At 42.1% G+C, this 20,415-nt stretch carries 19 protein-coding genes; 3 read left to right on the top strand and 16 right to left on the bottom strand.

All coding sequences use genetic code 11. The features are described 5' to 3' along the window. Positions 1 to 36 precede the first annotated feature (36 nt). The 3 genes from QU661_RS01165 to QU661_RS01155 form a co-directional block, all read right to left on the bottom strand. Positions 37 to 1,167: an aldo/keto reductase gene (locus QU661_RS01165; protein WP_304989948.1), complete on the bottom strand. Its 1,131-nt coding sequence runs from the start codon at positions 1,165 to 1,167 to the stop codon at positions 37 to 39. Between the two features lie 114 nt (positions 1,168 to 1,281). Continuing rightward, on the bottom strand, positions 1,282 to 1,857 hold the full coding sequence (locus QU661_RS01160) for a uracil-DNA glycosylase family protein (RefSeq protein WP_304989947.1): 576 nt from the start codon (positions 1,855 to 1,857) through the stop codon (positions 1,282 to 1,284). An 18-nt stretch (positions 1,858 to 1,875) separates the two neighbouring features. Next, the gene (locus QU661_RS01155; protein WP_330692454.1) at positions 1,876 to 2,664 is read right to left on the bottom strand and encodes a ZIP family metal transporter; all 789 of its coding nucleotides are present in this window, start codon (positions 2,662 to 2,664) and stop codon (positions 1,876 to 1,878) included. Positions 2,665 to 2,764: 100 nt separating this feature from the next. Here QU661_RS01155 and QU661_RS01150 point away from each other — a divergent pair, with 100 nt between their 5' ends. After that, positions 2,765 to 4,189, top strand: a complete 1,425-nt coding sequence (locus QU661_RS01150) for a BaiN/RdsA family NAD(P)/FAD-dependent oxidoreductase (RefSeq protein WP_304989946.1) — start codon at positions 2,765 to 2,767, stop codon at positions 4,187 to 4,189. A gap of 274 nt (positions 4,190 to 4,463) precedes the next feature. On the opposite strand, the gene QU661_RS01145 is transcribed toward QU661_RS01150, so the two are convergent. The 3 genes from QU661_RS01145 to QU661_RS01135 form a co-directional block, all read right to left on the bottom strand. Beyond that, on the bottom strand, positions 4,464 to 4,976 hold the full coding sequence (locus QU661_RS01145) for a nitroreductase family protein (protein WP_304989945.1): 513 nt from the start codon (positions 4,974 to 4,976) through the stop codon (positions 4,464 to 4,466). 85 nt (positions 4,977 to 5,061) lie between these two features. Further along, positions 5,062 to 7,320: a Tex family protein gene (locus QU661_RS01140; RefSeq protein WP_304989944.1), complete on the bottom strand. Its 2,259-nt coding sequence runs from the start codon at positions 7,318 to 7,320 to the stop codon at positions 5,062 to 5,064. Between the two features lies 1 nt (position 7,321). Continuing rightward, complete coding sequence (locus tag QU661_RS01135; RefSeq protein ID WP_304989943.1) at positions 7,322 to 7,954, bottom strand: hypothetical protein; 633 nt, start codon at positions 7,952 to 7,954, stop codon at positions 7,322 to 7,324. Positions 7,955 to 8,181: 227 nt separating this feature from the next. Between QU661_RS01135 and trxA the strand changes: the two genes are divergently transcribed. Further along, positions 8,182 to 8,490, top strand: a complete 309-nt coding sequence (gene trxA, locus QU661_RS01130) for a thioredoxin (RefSeq protein ID WP_304989942.1) — start codon at positions 8,182 to 8,184, stop codon at positions 8,488 to 8,490. A 300-nt stretch (positions 8,491 to 8,790) separates the two neighbouring features. Here the strand turns inward: trxA and QU661_RS01125 are convergent, their stop codons facing one another. Continuing rightward, positions 8,791 to 9,249: a hypothetical protein gene (locus tag QU661_RS01125; protein ID WP_304989941.1), complete on the bottom strand. Its 459-nt coding sequence runs from the start codon at positions 9,247 to 9,249 to the stop codon at positions 8,791 to 8,793. A gap of 60 nt (positions 9,250 to 9,309) precedes the next feature. Further along, positions 9,310 to 9,672: a hypothetical protein gene (locus tag QU661_RS01120; RefSeq protein ID WP_304989940.1), complete on the bottom strand. Its 363-nt coding sequence runs from the start codon at positions 9,670 to 9,672 to the stop codon at positions 9,310 to 9,312. 199 nt (positions 9,673 to 9,871) lie between these two features. Between QU661_RS01120 and QU661_RS01115 the strand changes: the two genes are divergently transcribed. Beyond that, complete coding sequence (locus QU661_RS01115) at positions 9,872 to 10,045, top strand: hypothetical protein (RefSeq protein ID WP_304989939.1); 174 nt, start codon at positions 9,872 to 9,874, stop codon at positions 10,043 to 10,045. A gap of 113 nt (positions 10,046 to 10,158) precedes the next feature. On the opposite strand, the gene QU661_RS01110 is transcribed toward QU661_RS01115, so the two are convergent. The 8 genes from QU661_RS01110 to QU661_RS01075 form a co-directional block, all read right to left on the bottom strand. Further along, the gene (locus QU661_RS01110; RefSeq protein WP_304989938.1) at positions 10,159 to 10,947 is read right to left on the bottom strand and encodes an NYN domain-containing protein; all 789 of its coding nucleotides are present in this window, start codon (positions 10,945 to 10,947) and stop codon (positions 10,159 to 10,161) included. A 1-nt stretch (position 10,948) separates the two neighbouring features. Next, positions 10,949 to 12,649: a phospho-sugar mutase gene (locus tag QU661_RS01105; RefSeq protein ID WP_304989937.1), complete on the bottom strand. Its 1,701-nt coding sequence runs from the start codon at positions 12,647 to 12,649 to the stop codon at positions 10,949 to 10,951. 103 nt (positions 12,650 to 12,752) lie between these two features. Further along, positions 12,753 to 14,585, bottom strand: coding sequence for a glutamine--fructose-6-phosphate transaminase (isomerizing) (gene glmS / locus QU661_RS01100; RefSeq protein ID WP_304989936.1), 1,833 nt, complete (start codon positions 14,583 to 14,585; stop codon positions 12,753 to 12,755). A 149-nt stretch (positions 14,586 to 14,734) separates the two neighbouring features. Next, complete coding sequence (glmM, locus tag QU661_RS01095) at positions 14,735 to 16,090, bottom strand: phosphoglucosamine mutase (protein ID WP_304989935.1); 1,356 nt, start codon at positions 16,088 to 16,090, stop codon at positions 14,735 to 14,737. 117 nt (positions 16,091 to 16,207) lie between these two features. After that, entirely contained in the window at positions 16,208 to 17,407 is a 1,200-nt protein-coding gene (locus QU661_RS01090; protein WP_304989934.1) for a CdaR family protein, read from the bottom strand. Beyond that, a complete protein-coding gene (gene cdaA / locus QU661_RS01085) occupies positions 17,397 to 18,245 on the bottom strand; it encodes a diadenylate cyclase CdaA (RefSeq protein WP_304989933.1) in 849 nt (282 codons plus the stop codon). The genes QU661_RS01090 and cdaA overlap by 11 nt, the downstream gene beginning before the upstream one ends. Positions 18,246 to 18,439: 194 nt before the next feature. Continuing rightward, positions 18,440 to 19,762: a HAMP domain-containing sensor histidine kinase gene (locus QU661_RS01080; RefSeq protein ID WP_304989932.1), complete on the bottom strand. Its 1,323-nt coding sequence runs from the start codon at positions 19,760 to 19,762 to the stop codon at positions 18,440 to 18,442. Then, positions 19,759 to 20,415 carry a response regulator transcription factor gene (locus tag QU661_RS01075; RefSeq protein ID WP_304989931.1) on the bottom strand — a complete coding sequence of 219 codons (657 nt, stop codon included), beginning with the start codon at positions 20,413 to 20,415 and terminating at the stop codon, positions 19,759 to 19,761. The genes QU661_RS01080 and QU661_RS01075 overlap by 4 nt, the downstream gene beginning before the upstream one ends.

The raw sequence follows: 20,415 nt of genomic DNA, 5'->3' as shown, positions 1-20,415 counted from the left end.
TTAATGCTCCGATCAGATAACCTCTTTTTTTATTATCTACTCTTGTTCGAAATGCTCTGCCACCATCTCAAGATCCTTTATAATCGGCAGATGCTGCGGACAGATTGCCTCACATTGACCGCACGAGATGCACTCACTGGCCTTGCCAAATGTCATAGTTGTTCTCTCGTAGTATTCGAACTGAGGCGTCCACTCGCTATCGCTATCTTCGTGCATATCCGTATTATATAAAGAGAAGTATCTCGGAATAGGAATATTCATAGGACATCCCTCCGTGCAGTACGAACAGGCTGTGCACGGGATAGTGATGGAGCTATTTATTATACTGACTACTTTATCTATAATCTCATACTCCTCTTGTGATAGAGGCTTGAACTCCTTCATGTATGAGGTGTTGTCGAGCAGCTGCTCCATGCTGCTCATACCGCTTAGAACTACTTTTACATTCTCTAGGCTAGCAACGAAACGTATCGCCCAAGAAGCGACGGACATATCGGGATGGTACGCCTTGAGAAGGGCTTCAGCTTCCGGCGGAACATTTGCAAGAATTCCGCCCTTAACAGGCTCCATTACCACGACATCCATTCCATGCTTAACAGCTACCTCGTAACACTTTCTAGACTGAACGCCCTCACTGTCCCAATCTAGGTAGTTAATCTGCAGCTGAATAAACTCGAATTCAGGATGCTCAGTTAGGAATTTATCTACATGCTCAGCATCCTCATGAGAAGAGAATCCGAGATGTCTTATAATGCCCTCTTCTTTCTTCTGCTTTAGGTACTCAAAGCAGTGGAGTTCTTTAAATTTATCGATATTATCACGGCCGACATCGTGAAGGAGGTAGTAATCAAAGTAGCCCGCACCCGTCTTCTCGAGCTGCGCTTCAAAATACGCATCTCGCTCTTCTTCCGTGTTAAAAAAACCTGCATGCATCTTGGTAGCAAGCGTGTACTCACTCCTTTCATGTCTCTCTACAAGAAACTTCTTTGTCGCTGGTTCACTCTCCTTATTATGATACATCCATGCAGTATCAAAATATGTAAATCCCTGATCTATAAACGCATCTGCCATGCGCTCGCACTCAGGTATATCGATGCTCCCTGCGTCATCTGGATTCGTCTGAGGCAGTCTCATAAGCCCGAACCCTAATTTATATCTGACGTCCATCTCCCCCTCCGTACATATTAAAAGTCAAAATAATTGTTAATCTATATAATTTGCAGTTGTTAATCTGAAGCGGTGTACGCTTTTAAACCACATATTTCAATTAATTAGCTGCATTTATCCGAGTATTTTCGCCACTCTTTCAGTCAGTGCCGGTACCACCTCTTCCATAAACCATGGATTCTTGGCCTGCCAGCGGAAATTAAGCGGGCTCGGATGCACTATTGGAAAGTACTTTGGCAGGTATTCTTCATATCTCCTTACAGTCTCAGTTAAATTCCTCTTCATCTTCCCCTTTAGGTAGTAATCCATAGAATACTTTCCGATTAGTAGTGTCATATCTACATTCGTGAGTTCATCTAAAATTTCGCGATGGTACTCCTCTGCTATGAACTTACGTGGTGGCAAGTCACCGGTCTTGCCTTTTCCTGGATAATAAAAGTCCATCGGTAAAATTGCAATTTTATCGGAATAGAAAGTCTCCCTATTTATGCCCATCCACGCAATCAGCTTCTCACCCGATTTATCGTCAAAAGGAATTTTAGATTCCTCTACTTTTCTCCCGGGCGCCTGGCCTATTATCAGGATTTTGGCATCTTTATTAAGCTGGAAGATTGGCGGTATACCGCGTTTTGTATACTCGGCATTTCTCTCATCAGCTTTTAATTCCTCTACAATTTTTGAAATAGACATCTTTAGTCCTCCTATTTTTTATCCAAGTGCAACATCAAGTGTCATCATGATTGAAAATCCAACTGCAAACATAAGCACACCACTATGCGAATGCTCTCCTTCTGACATCTCCGGTATGAGTTCTTCTACTACGACATACATCATTGCTCCAGCTGCAAAGCTGAGCATGTACGGCAGAATTGGCGTCAGTGCTTGCGCGAATATTATCGTTACAATAGCACCTATCGGCTCGACCACACCCGATAGTACACCATTTCTAAATGCACGATGCCTCGATGATCCAGCTGAATAAAGCGGCATGGATATGATTGCTCCTTCAGGGAAGTTCTGAATAGCTATTCCGAGTGAAAGCGCAAGCGCTCCACCAAACGATATCCCTGAATTGCCAGTCATCCAGCCTGCAAATACAACTCCTACAGCCATCCCCTCTGGGATGTTGTGAAGCGTTACCGCTAGGACTAGCATCGTCGTCTTGGATAGGCTGCTCTTTGGTCCCTCCACTTCATTAGTAGCAGCATGCATATGAGGAATCACGTGGTCCATAAGCAGCAGGAATCCGATTCCAATCCAAAATCCAATCACTGCTGGTATAAAGGCGAGTCTACCCATGCCCGAACTCTCCTCCATAGCTGGAATTAGAAGACTCCATATAGATGCAGCAACCATTACGCCTGCAGCAAATCCACTGAGCATACGTTCAACGCCTTTGCTGAGGTCTTTTTTCATAAAGTATACGCAAAACGCGCCAAGAGATGTCCCGATAAATGGAATCATGACGCCGTATATAACATTGAAATTAATGTCCAAAAGCCCTCCTATTTGAATTCAGCTAGATGCAGCTTCCTCTATTACAACTAAAACTTATGATATAATTGTGTGACTCTCATTATACACCTAGGAGATTGAATTGAAACAGAGTACGAGATTAAAATACATTGGTAGAACTAACAATCATGACATTTCTGCGAAGGATAAAAGTGTGCAATCTTTTACACCTGAGGTTGCAAGTACATCATCTGTAATCAGCACTAATGTGTTAATAGTCGGCGCTGGCGCGTCAGGCCTGATGTGTGCTGCAAATCTAAAAACCGGCGGTTTAATCCTCGAAGGAACTTCCCGTATCGGGACGAAGCTCCTGATGAGTGGACACGGTCACTGCAACATAACACATGCTGGTAATATAAAGGATTTTCCGAGCTGCTATGGTGATTCTGGAAAGTCAATCCGCAAGATTTTATATAAATATAGCAATGCTGATCTAGTTTCGTTCCTTGATTCTCGAGGCATCAAAACCGTTACACAAGCAGACGGCAGAGTCTTCCCTGAATCTATGAGAGCCCAAGATGTAAAGGATGCATTTCTATGCGCCTCTGAGCAGAATGGGTTTAAGGTGATTACTAATAGAAAGGTTATTGAAATCAGACCTTCTGACAAAGAACCACTTAGTGATAAAACAAAAGAGTCAGATATAAGAAATTTCATATTGGTAGCAGAAGCTCCCGATGGTCAGAGGTTCTACTATGAAGCTCAGCATCTCGTGATAGCAACTGGAGGTAAATCTTATCCCAGAAGCGGATCTGATGGCTCTATGCTAGGCGTAATCTCGAGGGGATTAGGACTGGAATATACTGAGCTAAAACCATCTCTTTCTCCATTAGCGGTAAAGGACTACCCGTACGAGATGTTAGCCGGGGTATCTTTTGATGAAGTAGAGATAAGCATCTACCCGAAGGAGGGAAAACGGAGAACCCTGCTTAGTGGCTCTATGCTCCTTGCGCATGATAATTTCACCGGACCTGTAATCTTAAATTCATCGAAATACGCCGATCCAGGCTGCTGGCTACAGATTAACTACGTAGGTATGAGCAGAGATAAAACTCTTGCCAGACTTATCTCTGCTACTAGTACCGAGCTCAAATCTTCGCATGGTAGACGTGATGGGGTAAGCACCGCGCAAAGCGGCGAACTCGGGAACATAATTGCCAGAGAGTTCGCCCTGCCGCGCCGCTTCGCCAAGGAAGTGGCGAAGCGTTCCGCTTGCAGCGCGAAGAAGGCTGCCGTCCTCCTCACGGAGGACCGATTCGAAATCGAATCGCGCGGTGACTTCAGCAAGGCAATCGTCACCGCGGGCGGCCTCCGCCTCGATCAGTTTGACTGCAAATCGATGCAGCTCAAATCCGCCCCAAATGCCTACTGCATCGGTGAAATGCTAGACGTAGACGGAATCACAGGTGGCTACAATCTGCAGTTTGCCTGGTCCTCGGCTAGGGCAGCAGCTGCTTCAATAGAATCAAATATAAATAATTCATCTCCTAGCCATACAGAAGATTAGTCTTACAGATTTATAATCCCTCAACATTAAAATAAAGATAAAATAGCTATATACCTGTGAATTTAAGAGCTTTAGTGGTTTTTCACCAACTCCTTTTTTCCTATAACCATGCACTATATGGTTTTAGAAATGATATTATTCACACAAAAGCTCCAGCGATTTCCCGCTGGAGCTTTCTGTATCTCATTATTAAAATGTTTCGATACTAGCACATTTTAGTTCAACATCTTACTCACCTATATTAACAGAACTTTGCATTTTAACCTTTCCCTAACTATAGATACGAAACCGTCTCACTAATCGCCTTGCGTTTGAAGTGATTTGGTAGCGGAGTTCCTTCTTCTGCCGCATACCCAAGGTCCATAGCCATGAGTATCTCTTCATTTTCAGGAAGCCCGAGCGCCTTATGCAGCTTCTCTGGATCGAAGAAATTAATCCAACAGCTATTTAATTCTTGATCAGTTGCAGCGAGCATCATATGAGTTGCAACGATTGCTGCATCTTCAATTCCCGAATCCCTCTTTTCACCTGGATACACATAGACATTGGTCGTATCAAAGGCTACTACTAACACAGTTGGCGCACCATATCTGCAAGGAGTTTCTATATCAAATTTATCTAGTGCCTCCTTTGACTCTAGCACGTATACGTGCTGTTCTTGCAGGTTCTTAGCAGTGGGAGCAAGCCTGCCTGCCTCGAGCACTGCCTCGAGTTTTTCGCGCTCTACTTTCTTGTCCGAGTATTTCTTGCAAGAATATCTGCTTTCTATAACTTCCTTAAATTCCATAATACCCTCCTCTAGTTCCAGCATTAAATGCATTAATTTTACTCAGTTCATTAGCACTACAAATCGTTACATATGTACTGATTCACTATCTCTTTTTCTTCATAGTGAGAGCAATCTTTTTGCGCTTCTCGTCAACCGATAGGATGCGTACATTCACGATATCTCCAACCTTTACCACGTCGAGCGGATGCTTTACGAATCTATCCGATAGCTCGGAGATATGTACGAGCCCATCCTGATGCACGCCTATATCCACAAATGCTCCGAAGTCCACGATGTTGCGGACTGTTCCTTTGAGCTCCATATCTGGTCTCAAATCGCTTATCTCCAGCACATCGCTTCTTAGCAGTGGCGCCTCAGCCTCTTCTCTAGGGTCTCTTCCTGGCTTTTCGATTTCGCTCAAAATATCTTTTAACGTATATTCGCCGATATTCGCTGCTTCTGCCAGTTGCTTCATCGAAGGCCTATCCAATTTGCTATTTCCGCGCTTGTTTCCAAACTTCTCTTTTAGTTTGTTCTTGGAGCTCAGACTCTCAGAGATTCCCTTGGCCGCACCTGTTATGATGTCAGCAGGCTTGTATCCCATAATTTCCAATATCTTGCTAGCGGCATCATAGCTCTCTGGATGAACTGCCGTGCAGTCTAACGGCTCCTTTCCATCTCTGATGCGAAGGAATCCAGCACACTGCTCAAATGCCTTAGGACCGAGCTTAGCAACCTTGAGTAGCTGCTTTCTGTTTTCAAATCTCCCGTTTTCCTCACGATACTTCACGATATTAGCTGCAATCGGTTTACTGATTCCCGAAACGTATTCCAGCAGCGAAGCGGAAGCTGTATTTAAATCCACGCCGACGCTGTTTACACAATCTTCCACCACCGCACCAAGTGCTTCTGCCAATCGCTTCTGATCCATATCATGCTGATACTGTCCAACTCCGATTGAACGCGGATCGATCTTGACGAGCTCTGCGAGTGGGTCCTGAAGCCTTCTAGCAATAGATGCGGAGCTGCGCTCACCTACATCGAGACATGGATACTCCTCAGTAGCTAGCTTGCTAGCCGAGTATACCGAAGCTCCTGCTTCATTTACGATTACGTACTGGAGCTTTTTCTTAGGATTTGCGTAGAGCCCCTGCTCGTATTCCTTGATGAATTCCGCGATTATCTGCTCCGACTCACGGGATGCCGTACCATTTCCGACGGAGATGATATCTATATCGTATTTCTTCACTAGCTTTGCTACGACCAGCTTCGCTTCTTTAACCTTATTCTGCGGTGCAGTCGGATAGATGACTGTAGTGTCTAGAATTTTTCCTGTCGCATCTACCACGGCAAGTTTGCAGCCTGTTCTAAATGCAGGGTCCCAGCCGAGCACAGTTTTGCCTTCGATAGGTGGCTGCATGAGGAGCTGTTCGAGATTGCTGGCAAATATCTTTATCGCACCTTCCTGCGCTCCGAGTGTCAGCTCATTTCTTATTTCAGTTTCGATAGATGGAGCGATGAGTCTCTTATACGCATCCGATGCCGCTTCTTCGATATACTGTTGAGTTAACTTATTAGCTGAGCTCTTTAGGTCTTTGAATAGTCTTCCTTCTATCTTATCCACTGGGGCTTCAAGCTTCACGCTGAGCACCTTTTCGTTTTCTCCCCTATTGATAGCGAGGACTCTGTGTCCAGGGAGGCCATCTACCTTCTCTACAAATTCAAAATAGTTCTCATATACGCTGCGTTCTCCGCTAGCCTCAAGTTCTGCCTTTATCGCAGGCACTACTGTCGTGATTAGCACACCTTCCTTAGCTGTCAGCTCTCTGATCCATGTTCTAATATCCGCATCATCTGAGATGTCTCCAGCGATAATATCTAGCGCTAGCTTGATAGCAGTATCTGGATCATTTACCTCGTGCTCTTCGCTTAGATACTTTAGAGCCTCTTCAGGCACAGGCACGGCCGCATCGCTTGACATGATGTATGTAGCAAGTCCTTCAAGCCCCTTCTCTCTAGCGATCATCGCACGAGTACGTCTCTTAGGTTTATATGGCCTATATATATCCTCGACTGCAACGACTGTTTCCGCCTGCTCGAGTTTAGCAAGAAGTTCATCGGTTAATTTCCCTTGTGACTCTATAGATGAGATTACTGTCTGCTTTCTCTCCTCGAGTGAACGCAGGTACTTCAGCCTTTCATCAAAACGCCTCAGCATTTCATCATCAAGTGCTCCCGTCGCTTCCTTTCTATATCTCGCGATGAAAGGAATAGTATTTCCTTCATCAATTAGCTTAATTACAGCCTCGGCTTGCCAAGGCTTAATTCCCAATTCCTGTGTTATCTTCTGTGTAATATCCATATTAATTCAGCATGCTGCTATCTAGTATCAGCATTATCTCTCCTTCGTTGTCATATGCGCGGTAACGAACCTTCTGTCCTGCTTCGAGACCAAAGCCTTGCTTTGGAGGATTATGAAGTGTGCCGTAAAACTCATTCTCTCCGAAATCGGTCGTTCTGACCCAAACCATCTCAGGCAAAAATCCCTTCTTGCCCACCGTTACACTCACGAAGTCCGGAAGTTCAATGTTACGTCCGTTGTCTAACATTTCTAGTTCCCTGAGCATCGTCATCTTCTTATCTGATGATTCTAGATTATCCCGTATATCATCTGGCACATCATCAAATTCAGATAAGTCGGCGTCAATCTCGCTCGCAAGTTCAAATTCATAATCTTTAACATCGTTAAATCTAACTCGCGCGTACTTCTCAGGGCTTCTCGGTCCTATCTGCAGCTTCCCGTCTTCAGTCTTCTTTGCTGAGGCTAGTAAATTGAAACTAGTACCTACGAGGTCCTCACAGAAGCAGTACGCGAGTACACCTGTCGCTCCATCAATTATGCTTAGTGTATCTGATAATCCTTCTAACGCATCTGGGCATTCAATATAGATTAACTTATGAAATATCTGTCTAAAAGTAGCTTCATCAATATACATGTCAAATCTCCGATTTCAAGTTGCATAGTTCTCTATCTAATTAAGCATTCTGTCATTAGCTTGCAAAAAGCATTTGTTAGTCACTAATTATACCATGATATTATTTTTTCTCACATAATCATCACACAGTGGCGAAAAAAAATGTTAAAGTGGATTTAATTAAAGTTGTACGCAATTAATCAGAATATGTAAATTCTGATTTTGAGTAATATTAGGAGGATAAGAAAATGGCAGCAATTGAATTAACAGCAGAAAACTTTGAACAGGAAGTTCTAAATGCAGATAAGACAGTTCTAGTTGATTTCTGGGCTTCATGGTGTGGACCATGCAAGATGCTATCTCCAGTTATAGAAGAAATCGCTGACGAGAGAAGTGACATCAAGGTTGGTAAGGTCAATATTGATGAGTACCCAGAGCTTGCGCAGAAGTACGGTGTTATGAGTATCCCAACAGTACTCGTAATCAAGGACGGCGAGGAAGTAAATAAGTCCGTAGGAGCAGTGCCTAAGAAGGCTCTTCTTGACCTTATCGGTTAGTAGAGTTGCCGCAGGGCAGTACACCATATAAAAATTACTGAGTAAAAGAACACCTCACTGGTTGAAGCCAGCGAGGTGTTTTCTTGTACTTGTATTTATGACTTTATTAAAGAGGTAATCAAACTGCATAAATTATCTGCAATTCTTTGTCAATCTTCCAAGCATGCTCTAGCTTCAAAATATGTGCCGAATGCATCAACCTATTTTTACAACAAAAAACCGTGCAACTAGGAATTCTCATCTTCTTCCTTCAATTGCACAGGTTCTATCATTATTGAAAATATTAATACTGAATTTGTACTATATAGCCTTCGTTTCCTGCACTGCCTGCATATCCTCTAGTAGCGCTGCTTCCTCCGATTCACTTATCTCATGTTTAGAAATCTCCACATATGCCTGCGTGAGTCTGATTACATAAATCGTCCGGGCTATGAAATTGATGATATAAGCAGCAGTTAACATGAATAAGAATATCTGCATGCCCCTTAGCGCACTGTACAGCGCCACGAACGAATAAGCACCTCCACCAATTATCTTGAGTATATACTTCTTTAGGACGAACACAATACCCATCACACCAATCATCACTATCACCGTAATAACAATCATGGCAATTCTATATATTTTCTCAGTTACAGTGATCCCTTTAGATAATTCTTGACGGCCAAGAACATCTACGATTCTTCTTGTACCGAGCAGAATATTTCTCATGTAGATTATATTGAGGAGATTGCTAACAACCTGTACTACCAGGAGCATTATCACAAATGTCCATATTAATACGCTCACTGTTCTGGTATTGATAGTATCTGACCTAAATTAAATGACAGTAAATCCACTGACAGCAAATGCGAGGATAACAAATGCTATTATGGATAAGAAAATGAAAATGAGATATGCAATATACATCTTGCAAGCCTTACGATAGAATGGGTTGAGTTTCTGAAGTCCATTTAATCCCATGATGTATAATACAACATTTGCTATGAACATTAATAAGATTAAATCAGGAGCAATCTTCGTATTAAAGATCAAGGCTCCCTGAGACATCTCTGACATCGCTGCTATCTGAAGCAATGCAAATAGACCTGTTACACCGTTTATCAGTATGTATGCTACTTCTATCCAAATCGCAATGTTTACATACTTTAGCCCACGATAATCAATCGCAGCTTTATGCATATTATCCTCCTTTCTTATTTTTACCTATAACTAACAGTTATTCTCTATATGAACTTTCTGTTGAAGATAACGTATTCATAATAATAAACATAGTATTTCAATTTCATTATATGTTTGAATAAGTTGAGGAAACAACCGATATAATGTAAAATAATAAATAATTAAGAATTAAAAGTTAAGTTAGAAAAGAGGAGGAACTATGGACGAGAAGCAATATATAGATGCGTTTAACAACAATGTGCCAGATGGCTATGATGCCGATACATATATCATCGTATGCCCTGTATGTAACAAAGAGTTTCAGGCATCACCTGGAGATGCAGTATGTCCAGAGTGTGGAACTGAGCTGAGTTTTACAATCGAAGACAAATAAACTTAGGGTAGTAATATGTCTGTAAGATTATTACTCTTGCATAACCAGTTTTATAATTGTCATCACAGATAGCGAAAACCTCCTATGTCTAATACTGACATAGGAGGTTCTTATTATCTTACAGTAACATATATGCCGCGGTCACCGCTCACCTCTACCTTGAGGGATTTAAAGTCGCTTACAAATTCCTTAAGATACTTGTAACGTTTACCACCCTTCTTGCTGTAATATCTTACGTCGAAGTTCTTATAGATGCGGTTTAGTTCATTTCCGATAAGCCCCAGGTCAGTAGGCTTACCCTTATCGTTATTCTCCATGATAATCTGCTGAATCTTTGCCTCTATAGCCTTTTTGCTAGGTGTGTTGGCAGTATTTTCAGCAGCATCCTTGCTGCGTTCCTGTTTCTTCTGCTTCTTATACTCAGCTTCGAGAGCTTCCTCGGCGAGACGCTCCTCTTCTGCCTGTTTAGCGAGTAAATCTATATAGATGAACTTATCATAAGCATTCTCGAGGGCCTCTGTTGCCTTGTCTGATTCTCCCATGCCGAGCACAAGGCATCCTGACTCACTAAGCCTTCTCGCTAGAGATGTAAAATCACTGTCAGAAGAAACTATACAGAAACCTTCGACATTGCTACCATACAAGATGTCCATCGCATCGATTATAAGAGCTGAATCAGATGCGTTCTTGCCTCTTGTATTGTTAACCTGCATCATAGGCTTTAGCGAGTGCTTTCTTATCTCTTGTTCCCACCTAGTCTTAACGATGCGTTCCCAGTTACCATAAATTCTTTTATAAGAGCAGATACCATACTTCTCGATTTCATCGATTATGTATCCCGCATACTGCGCTGAAATGTTTTCCGCATCTATCAGTAGAGCAATTCTTACTTCATCTGCCATCTTAATTTTCCTTATATTTATTAATTTCAGCAATAACAGCTTTTGAGATTCTCTCCAGTCTGCTCTCCGCTGCTGACTCTGCACCATAGAAACCAAAGTAAATCTTGAACTTCGGTTCTGTTCCGGAAGGTCTAAAGGCGATCCAGTCGAGTCCACTTAGCTCATACAGAAGGACATTTGACTCAGGAAGGTAATCCGTATATTTTTTTACGCCTAACACACCAAGTTCTGTTCCATGTTCACCAAGCTTACCATCGAGCAATCTGAGATGTTCCATAAATCTTTCCCCAACACCAACGCCTTCCACGCATACGCTGCCCTCTGCAGAGTATCCATAAAGTTTATGCAGGGATTCTAATTGCTCGATCAGTGTAACGCCGTTTGCCTTGGACAGAGTTGCTATTTCAGCGATAGCTACTGCTGCCATCACGCCGTCCTTATCGCGAACAGCCTGATTAAGCATGTATCCATTGCTTTCCTCAAAACCAAACATAAATCTTTCTGTCCCATTATCGGACCGCTGTCTAATCTGCTCGGCAATGTTCTTTATACCAGTTAAAGTTTCGTAAAGCTTAACTCCATATCTTGCACAAATAGCTCTCGCTAGATGAGTCGATACGATTGAGGTTACCGTATACCCATTTTCCGGAAGATTACCTAACTTCTTTGCCTCAGAAAGAATATACTCGAGGAGTATCGCCCCTATCTGGTTTCCTGTCAGTTTCTTATATTCGCCCTCATCATATACTGCTACTCCGAGCCTATCGGCATCTGGATCTGTAACTATAATGATATCAGCCATTGACATCTCAGCGTATTTCTTAGCTAGATCATATGTATCATCATACTCTGGATTTGGAACTCTAAGACTTGGAAAATCACCATCTGGACGGTCCTGCTCATTTACCGCAAATACCTTTTCGTACCCCAATTCATTCAGCGCCCTTCTCACCGGTTCTCTTCCTGAACCATTAAGTGGTGAATAAACGATGCGAAGCGAAGATCTCGACCTTCTGCTCACGCTACTGCTATTAAATGAATCCATGATCATTGCATTGTAGCTGTCATCGATTTCCCTGCCAAAATATGTAATATCTCCGGCCTTTACAAGTTCTTCGAAGGGCCCAGCTGTTGAGAGTATCTCTATGCCTTGAACTGCATTTTTAATGCGATTCTTAATCGCCTTGGTCTCTTCATCAACCATCTGCGCACCATCAGCCCTATATGACTTAAATCCATTGTATTCCTTAGGGTTGTGCGATGCTGTAATCATTATTCCGCCATCTGCCTCAAAATTTCTTATAGCATAAGAGAGCATAGGCACCGGGCGCAGTCTGTCTGAAAAAAGAACCTTTGCACCTGCCACACAGCTTGCCGCAGCCGCGGCCTCTGCAAGCTCTCTTGAATTATTACGTGAATCGTACGAAATAACGATTTTTACATCCTTGCCCTCATGTTTTTCAGTAAGCATCTCGCCCATAGCGTATGCAGCAGTAGCAACTGTATAGATATTCATTCGAGCTGAACCAACTCCCATAGTCGCTCTCATTCCGGCCGTGCCAAAATCGAGTTCCTCGCTAAAGCAGCTCTCTATTTCTTCTGGGCCGGTTATCATATTCATCAGACACTGTCTCATATCTGGGTCGATTCCTTTGGCATTGATCCATTCCGTATAATTTTTGATTGCCTTGTTCTCTTCCATATCAATTCTCTAATTCTGAATAATATACGCCTACAACTTTTCAAATTCGAGCATGCACACATCCTGCAAATTCAGGTTCTGTACACGCTCGAAATAATGATACCTATTCTACAGTTACGCTCTTTGCGAGGTTACGAGGTCTGTCTATCTCGCAACCCTTTTCTTTAGCAACATAGTATGCATATATCTGCAGAGGAATTACGCTTAGAAGTGGCGATACCTCATCCATGCACTCTGGAATGTAGAATGTCTCGTTTGAATGCTCTTCAATAGCTGTATTGCCCTCTTTAGCGATGGAGATTACGTGTGCGTTACGCGCTTTAACCTCCTGTATGTTGGAAACCATCTTGTCAAACAGTTTAGACTGTGTTGCTAGTGCAACGACAATAGTAGTTGGCTCCATCAGCGCAATCGTTCCATGCTTAAGCTCTCCTGCTGCAATTGCGAAGGAGTTTATATATGAGATTTCCTTTAGCTTGAGCGACCCCTCGTAGGCAACACTTGCATCCATGCCTCTACCTATAAAAAACACCTGGTCTCTATCGTAAAGCTTTTTCGCAAGCTTCTCGATGCTGCCCCTAAGCACAAGAACTTTCTCTAATTTTTCAGGAATATCAGATAGCTCTCTGACAACTTGGCTATAAAAATTCTCTGATATAGTTCCGCGCAGGTCTCCTAGATACAGTGCTAATAGGTAAAGTGATAAGAGCTGAGTTGTGTAAGCCTTTGTAGAAGCTACTGAAATCTCAGGTCCAGCCCATGTGTAGAACACATCGTCAGATTCACGAGCAACTGTGCTACCTACGACATTGACGATAGATAATACCCTCGCTCCCTTTCTCTTAGCCTCACGAAGTGCTTCTAGCGTATCCGCAGTTTCTCCAGATTGGCTGATTGCAATAAAAAGTGTCTTTTCATCTACAAAAGGATCCCTGTATCTGAACTCAGACGCTACATCGACCTCTACAGGCATTTTAACGAACTTCTCGAAGATATTTCTACCTACTAGACCAGCATGATATGCCGTTCCACATGCTACGATACAGATTTTGTTGAAATTAGCAAAGTCTTCCTTTGTAAGCGTCATATCGTAAAGCGACACTCTTCCATCATCGCCAAGATTACGATTAAGAGTTTCCTCTATAGCCTTAGGTTGATCAAATATCTCCTTGAGCATGAAGTGTTCATACTTTCCTTTTTCAGCAACGCTTTCATCCCAGCTGATATGCATCGTCTCACGCTTAATTTCCTTACCAGATTCATCATAGATTGTAACGCTATCTGGAGTTAACACTACTGTATCACCAGTCTCAAGTAGATAAACATCCTTTGTATACTTGAGAAGTGCCGAGAAATCTGAAGCTACGAAGTTGCAACCCTTGCCCTTGCCGACAATCAACGGAGCATTCTTTCTATAAGCTACGAATTTTTCTGGTTGGTCCTCAGCGATTGCAGCGAGCGCAAAAGTTCCTGTCATCTCGTGAGTTACCTTATCCATGGTAGCCTTTAAATCACCGAGTTCGTTGTAGTATTTACCAAACAGAACCGCAGCAACCTCAGAATCTGTATCACTCTTAAAGGTGAATCCCTCTTTCTCGAGTTCAGCTCTGATTTCCACATAGTTCTCAACTGTTCCGTTATGAACGAGTGCAATTCTATTGTCGTTACTCATATGAGGGTGCGAGTTAACATCAGATGGTGCACCGTGAGTTGCCCATCTTGTATGTCCAATTCCCACATGACCGCCTAGATTTTCATTTCCAATTAACTTCTCTAGATTTACTATTTCACCAACATGCTTTCTTAGCTTAATTTTGCCATCATTTACAACGGCGATACCTGCCGAGTCATAACCTCTGTACTCTAACTTCTTGAGTCCTTCGATAATAATGCCTTGCGGCGCTCCATTACCTACATAACCTACGATTCCGCACATATTTTTCCTCCAAATATATTATTTCAAATAGCCAATTCACGGCTAACCGCAAATCGCTACAACGATTCACATTCATTATTTTAACGAAACTAAAATCCCCGCTATGTGTAGCCATGGCGGTTTGTTTTGCCATAAAACTTAGCTTCTAATTACTTTCCGAATTTATCAGAGATAAGCGCTGCCACCTGCTTCGCATATCCCTGAATTTCATCGATATCCTCACCTTCTAACATCACTCTGATTAACGGTTCAGTTCCAGAGGGTCTGATTAGAACCCTGCCTGTACCTTCCATTTTCGCCTCAATATCAGCGATGTACTTCTTAACCTCTTCATCCTCGAGAGCCGCAGCCTTGAAAGCGTTATCTACCCTAGCATTAACTAACGCTTGCGGATAAATCTGAATTTCATCTCTGAGTTCGCTGAGTTTTTTACCTGAGTCAAGATATGCCTTCATAAACTGTAAAGATGATAGTACGCCATCGCCAGTTGTCGTGTAGTTTAGGAATATCATGTGTCCAGATTGCTCACCACCGAGTACAGAACCTGTCTTTCTCATGGATTCTAGCACATATCTATCACCGACCTTAGTCACATCGACGCCTATTCCGTACTCATCTAGATGTTTATGAAGTCCGATATTACTCATAACTGTGGCAGTGATTTTATCTGTTGCAAGAAGACCATTAGTCTTTAAGTACTTACCACATATGCATAGTACCCTATCTCCATCTATTATCCTACCCTGTTCATCCACAACGATGAGTCTATCCGCATCTCCATCGTATGCAAATCCCACATCTGCACCGAGCTCTACGACTTTCTGTTGTAAATTCTCGGGATGTGTGGATCCGCAGCCATCATTGATGTTAATTCCATCTGGACTGTCGCTCAGAACTGTAACTTCTGCCCCAAGTGCTTCATATACGATATGAGCGGTCTCAAATGCTGCACCATTTGCAGTATCAAGAACTACCTTTATACCGTCGAGCCTCTTGTCTATAGTCGTAAGCAGAAAGTCAGTGTACTGCTTAATCGCACTAGCGTCATCCTCACGGCACGTTCCGAGCTTTGCACCTACAAATTCATCGGTGCTGATTTCCTTCTCACATAGAATAATTGCCTCAATCTCCTGCTCAACGCTATCGTCCAGCTTATAGCCTTCGCCATTAAACAGTTTGATACCATTGTATTCAAATGGGTTATGGGATGCAGAGATAACGACTCCTGCATCCGCGTTGTACTTCCTTACTAGGTATGCAACTGCTGGTGTAGGAACAACTCCTAGTTTTATCACATCTCCGCCAACGGAAAGAACTCCAGCTGTCAGCGCATTTTCCAGCATATCACCAGAGATTCTCGTATCGCGTCCAATCACCATAACTGGTTTCTTATCATTCTCACCGAGCACAAACGCAGCCGCCCTGCCGATATCGAATGCAAGCGAAGCCGTAAGTTCTGTGTTAGCCACTCCTCTCACACCATCTGTTCCAAACAATCTTCCCATTAACTTCTCCTTAATTCCTTAATATGTCCTGCAAAGTATAAAGCCCGCATATTGATATATCATCTGTCTTTAACAAGTGATGACTTACAGCCAGTATAATTCATACAGCTGGCGTTATTACTGAATTGTTATTGTTATCTGCGCACTTTTAAGTGCTGCTGTAAGCCCCGAATTGTTTGTGAGATACGCTGTAACCGTATGCTGACCTGCTCCTAGACCACTTGCATCTGCACTGATTACGAATGAACTAGCTGTAACATTAGCTATCTTATCCTTGCTACCTGTTACGATGACGTTAACACCACTATTTGCCTCCGCGGTATGGCCGCTAGCAACATTGTTTATGTTAATCGAACCAGCAGGCACATTCACAGTCTTCGATGTGCTCGTGCTCACCTTGACCTTAAGCTTTACATGCCTTGATTCATTTGCTATGCTCACACCTTCTGGCAGATCATAATCGATATCTATATCTTTCGTCTCGGCTACAGAACTGATGTCTATCTCTTTGGACGTAATTTCTGTAATGTTTTTGATATCCTTGCTTCTACCTTTGATGACTATCGTGCTCGGTGCGGAATACGTTCTCGAAACACTGCCATCCTGTGTATTCGCAACCTTCACCTTGAGTTTTACTGTCTTGGTCTCACCCTTATATGCAGTTACTGATACTCTATCTGGATCTGTAGTTAGATAGTCTATCTTGTGACCGCTTCCATCAACAGGAGTTGCGGTAGCACTGAATTCTTTTGCTTTATCAGTAACCTTGCCAGAATCGAGTTCTAACTTAACCGAATCCACATTCTTAACCAGACTCTCAGCACCTTGTACCTCTACTTCCTTGCTGCTTTGCTTCTTAACTACAGGCTCTCCCGATTGACCATCTTTGTATGTCGTATATGTGCTTACTTTCTTGACCTCTAGGTCTTCAACTGTAACCGAAATGCTACTTTCACTCTGTGATTTTACTGATATCGCTCCAGGTACGCTCACTTGCACTGCCATCGAGTTCTCACCCTTGCCTGCATTTGAGGCATTGACGGTGGCGACAATATCCGATTTCTTTAACTCATTTATCGCCGAACGCCTTCCAACTAGGGTAACGGAGATTTTCTCAGTATCAATCTTGCTTACCGCTAGATCGTTCTTGGCAAGTGTCTTTGAGTTTGTGACCTTAACCGGAATATTCGTATACGTCCGGCTGATTGTTGGATTTATGCTATATACTACGTAAAGCCATGAGGCAAAAGCTATTGCAACTGAAAGCGCTAGATTGATCTTGTTGATTTTCTTGCTGTTCGTTTCGTTACTTTGCATCGTGCTTTCCCCCCTTTCGGCGTACTAGCTTCGCAACCCTACCATACATTCCTTTTTCAGATGGCAGGTACATATTGAGAAGCATCTTCTCGATCGTCTTGAGGTCTACAAATCTGCGAATCTTTCCATCTTCAGCGATTGACACCACTCCGGTCTCTTCAGAAACTATTATTATTAAAGCATCGCAAACCTCACTTAACCCTACACCTGCTCTGTGCCTCGTTCCCAGATTTCTACCGATATTCTTCTTCTCTGTCAAAGGAAATACGCATGACGCAGCATGGATTCTCGCCCCGCGGATGATAACTCCGCCATCGTGAAGTGGTGAGCCTTCATAAAATAGATTTCCCAGAAGCCTGACGGAAATCTCAGCATCTACCACAACCCCCGTTTCGATAATGTCGTTAAGCATCGTCTCACGCTCAATTGCGATGAGTGCACCTGTCCTTGTGGCTGAGAAATCATCGATTGCGCTCACAAGGGAGTCTACCGTTTCAACAGCCTTATTCTTATCGATATTGCGGAACGAGTTCGTGTTCATGAGATTCTTACGCCCTACCTGTTCGAGCGCTCTACGGAGCTCAGGTTGAAACAACACAACAACCGCGAATAGACCCATGGTGAATAGGCTCTTTAGCAACCAATTTAGCAGGTACAGGTTAAATATGTCCGATATAAAAAATGCAACTATGATAATTACCAGTCCTCGTATGAGCTGCATCGCCCTGGTTTCCCTAATAAAACCAATCATCTTATAAACAATATAAGACACGATTGCTATATCCAGCGCATCTTCCGGCCTGAAATTAGACATTATACTTTGAATCGAACTTAGCATATCGGCATCCCATCCCTCTTAAAATCGTCCATTTTACATGGCATAAGTTATATTATTATACTATTTTGAGAGGTTTTTATCAATAATAGCGAAGATGTGGTTTTGATGTAATTCAAACGAAAAAAGGAGTCAATCACCATCGTGACGATTGACTTTTTTCTGTAAACTATTTAAATATATTTATTTCATCTTTACTAAGTAATTTTAATAGTAAATCTTATGCTTTTTTCACGTCGTTCTAGCTTGTGCTCAATCCCGTAACTTAACAGAATATTTCTTACTATATACAGACCTAGTCCATTGCTATTATCCTTTCCTACGTCAAAGTTCACTTCAAATAGTCTTTCGCAATCGAGATTTTCTGCGTCATCGTAAGTATTATCTATATATATCCAACCGTTATCTGAACCGATATCTATGATACCTCCTGTATCCGAATACTTTACAGCATTACCAACTACATTGGATAATATCACCTTAAGAGCACTCTTACCTATGTAAATTTTTTCATCACCGAGACGGTTGTTGATTAAGACACTTCGTTGCGCAGCCATAAGCTCATACTTATCTAGAACCTCCTGCAAAATCTCATTTATAACCATTTCTTCCTCGTCATCACTAAGGTGATCGAGCGAAGAAACAGAGAGAATCTGCGATATATTCTGTGCCAACCCATTGACTATCTCAATGCAGTTGTCAATATAGCTATCACGATCCTTATACTTGCCAATGTTATATTTCATATTTTCAAGAATAATTTTGAGGCTGGCTAATGGAGTTTTTAGTTCGTGAGAAGCACCTCTAAAGAAGTCAAATTTTAACTTCTCAAGCTTTATAATCTCTTCATTCTTGACCTCAAGATCATCTATCAGTTCAAGTAAAGCTACATACAAGTCATTAATTTGCGCTTTGAGCTGTCCTATCTCGTCTGATGATTCGACAGGCAAAAGAGCGTTTCTATCAAGCTCCATCATTCGAGTTGTAACTTCTTTTATTTCTTGAACATTTCTTGTCAAAAGTCTTGCATATATCAGTGATACTAAAACTGATATCGCTAGTGAAACTGCTAAAGATATAGGAAGAAACTTTATTATTAGACCCTTGGCCTCTTGTCGCATATCAGCAGTTGAAACAAAATTCACTGACAATTTACTGCCATCAGCTAGCTTAATATTACGAGTCTCTATAATTAAAGAATTGTTATCGCTCGACTTATCAATGCTATTTTCAGCATTCTCACCGATTTTTACCTCTCCTGAGTCACTGTTTGAATCAATGAAAGCTTTAATTTCACTGCTTCTCGAATAGAAGGTCAAATACTGCTCAACAAACTGTTCATCTTTTCCCTGCAAAGCTGCAGAAACTTCATTAGCCTTGATATTTATTTTACTCTTTCTATTCTCAAGGTACACTTTAGGGAACATAAGAAATACTATGAGATGGACAACTACAATCAAAATCCCAAGTATGGCGAACGTTTGGACAAATAATTTGGGGAATATCTTCAAGTTTCTCATTTTCTCTCCAGTTTATATCCTACATTTCTAATAGTCACTATGCAATCGAGTCCAAGCTTCTTACGAAGTTCCTTGATATACACATCTATTACGCGATCGAACGGCGGTTCCTCTGTCGCTTTCCAGACACTATCTATTATCTGCTCTCTTGTCAGTGCTCGCCCTTCATTTTCAACCAAATATTTTAGTATATCAACCTCTTTAGCGTTTATATCTACTGGCTCATTATCTAGCGTAGCCGTATAACTGTCAAAATCAACATCAACATTGCCATAACAAAATTTTTCATGCATACCATAATGACGCTCAATCAACGAATCTACACGAGCACGTAATACCGGTAATGAAAAAGGCTTCTCCAAATATCCATCCGCCAAGCTCGTATATGCATCAATTTTATACTCTTCATCGCTAAATGCCGTAAGCATAAGAACAGGTAATTTGCTTCGTTTTCTAATCTCCTTTAGAACTTCTAAACCATTAATATATGGCATCTGAATGTCGAGAATTACAAGACTGATATCTTGTTCATCAAATTTTGCGAGAGCCTCTCGTCCATCAGGTGCTTCAATCGTATTATAACCAAACTCAGAGAGGAAGTCTGCGACTCCCTCCCTGATGTTCTTATCGTCTTCAACTATAAGAATCTTCAT

Origin of the sequence: Mogibacterium neglectum (assembly GCF_030644205.1) — a bacterium.
In the GTDB taxonomy this organism is placed as follows: Bacteria; Bacillota; Clostridia; order Peptostreptococcales; family Anaerovoracaceae; genus Mogibacterium; species Mogibacterium neglectum.
This window is presented reverse-complemented; position numbering and strand designations above follow the sequence as displayed.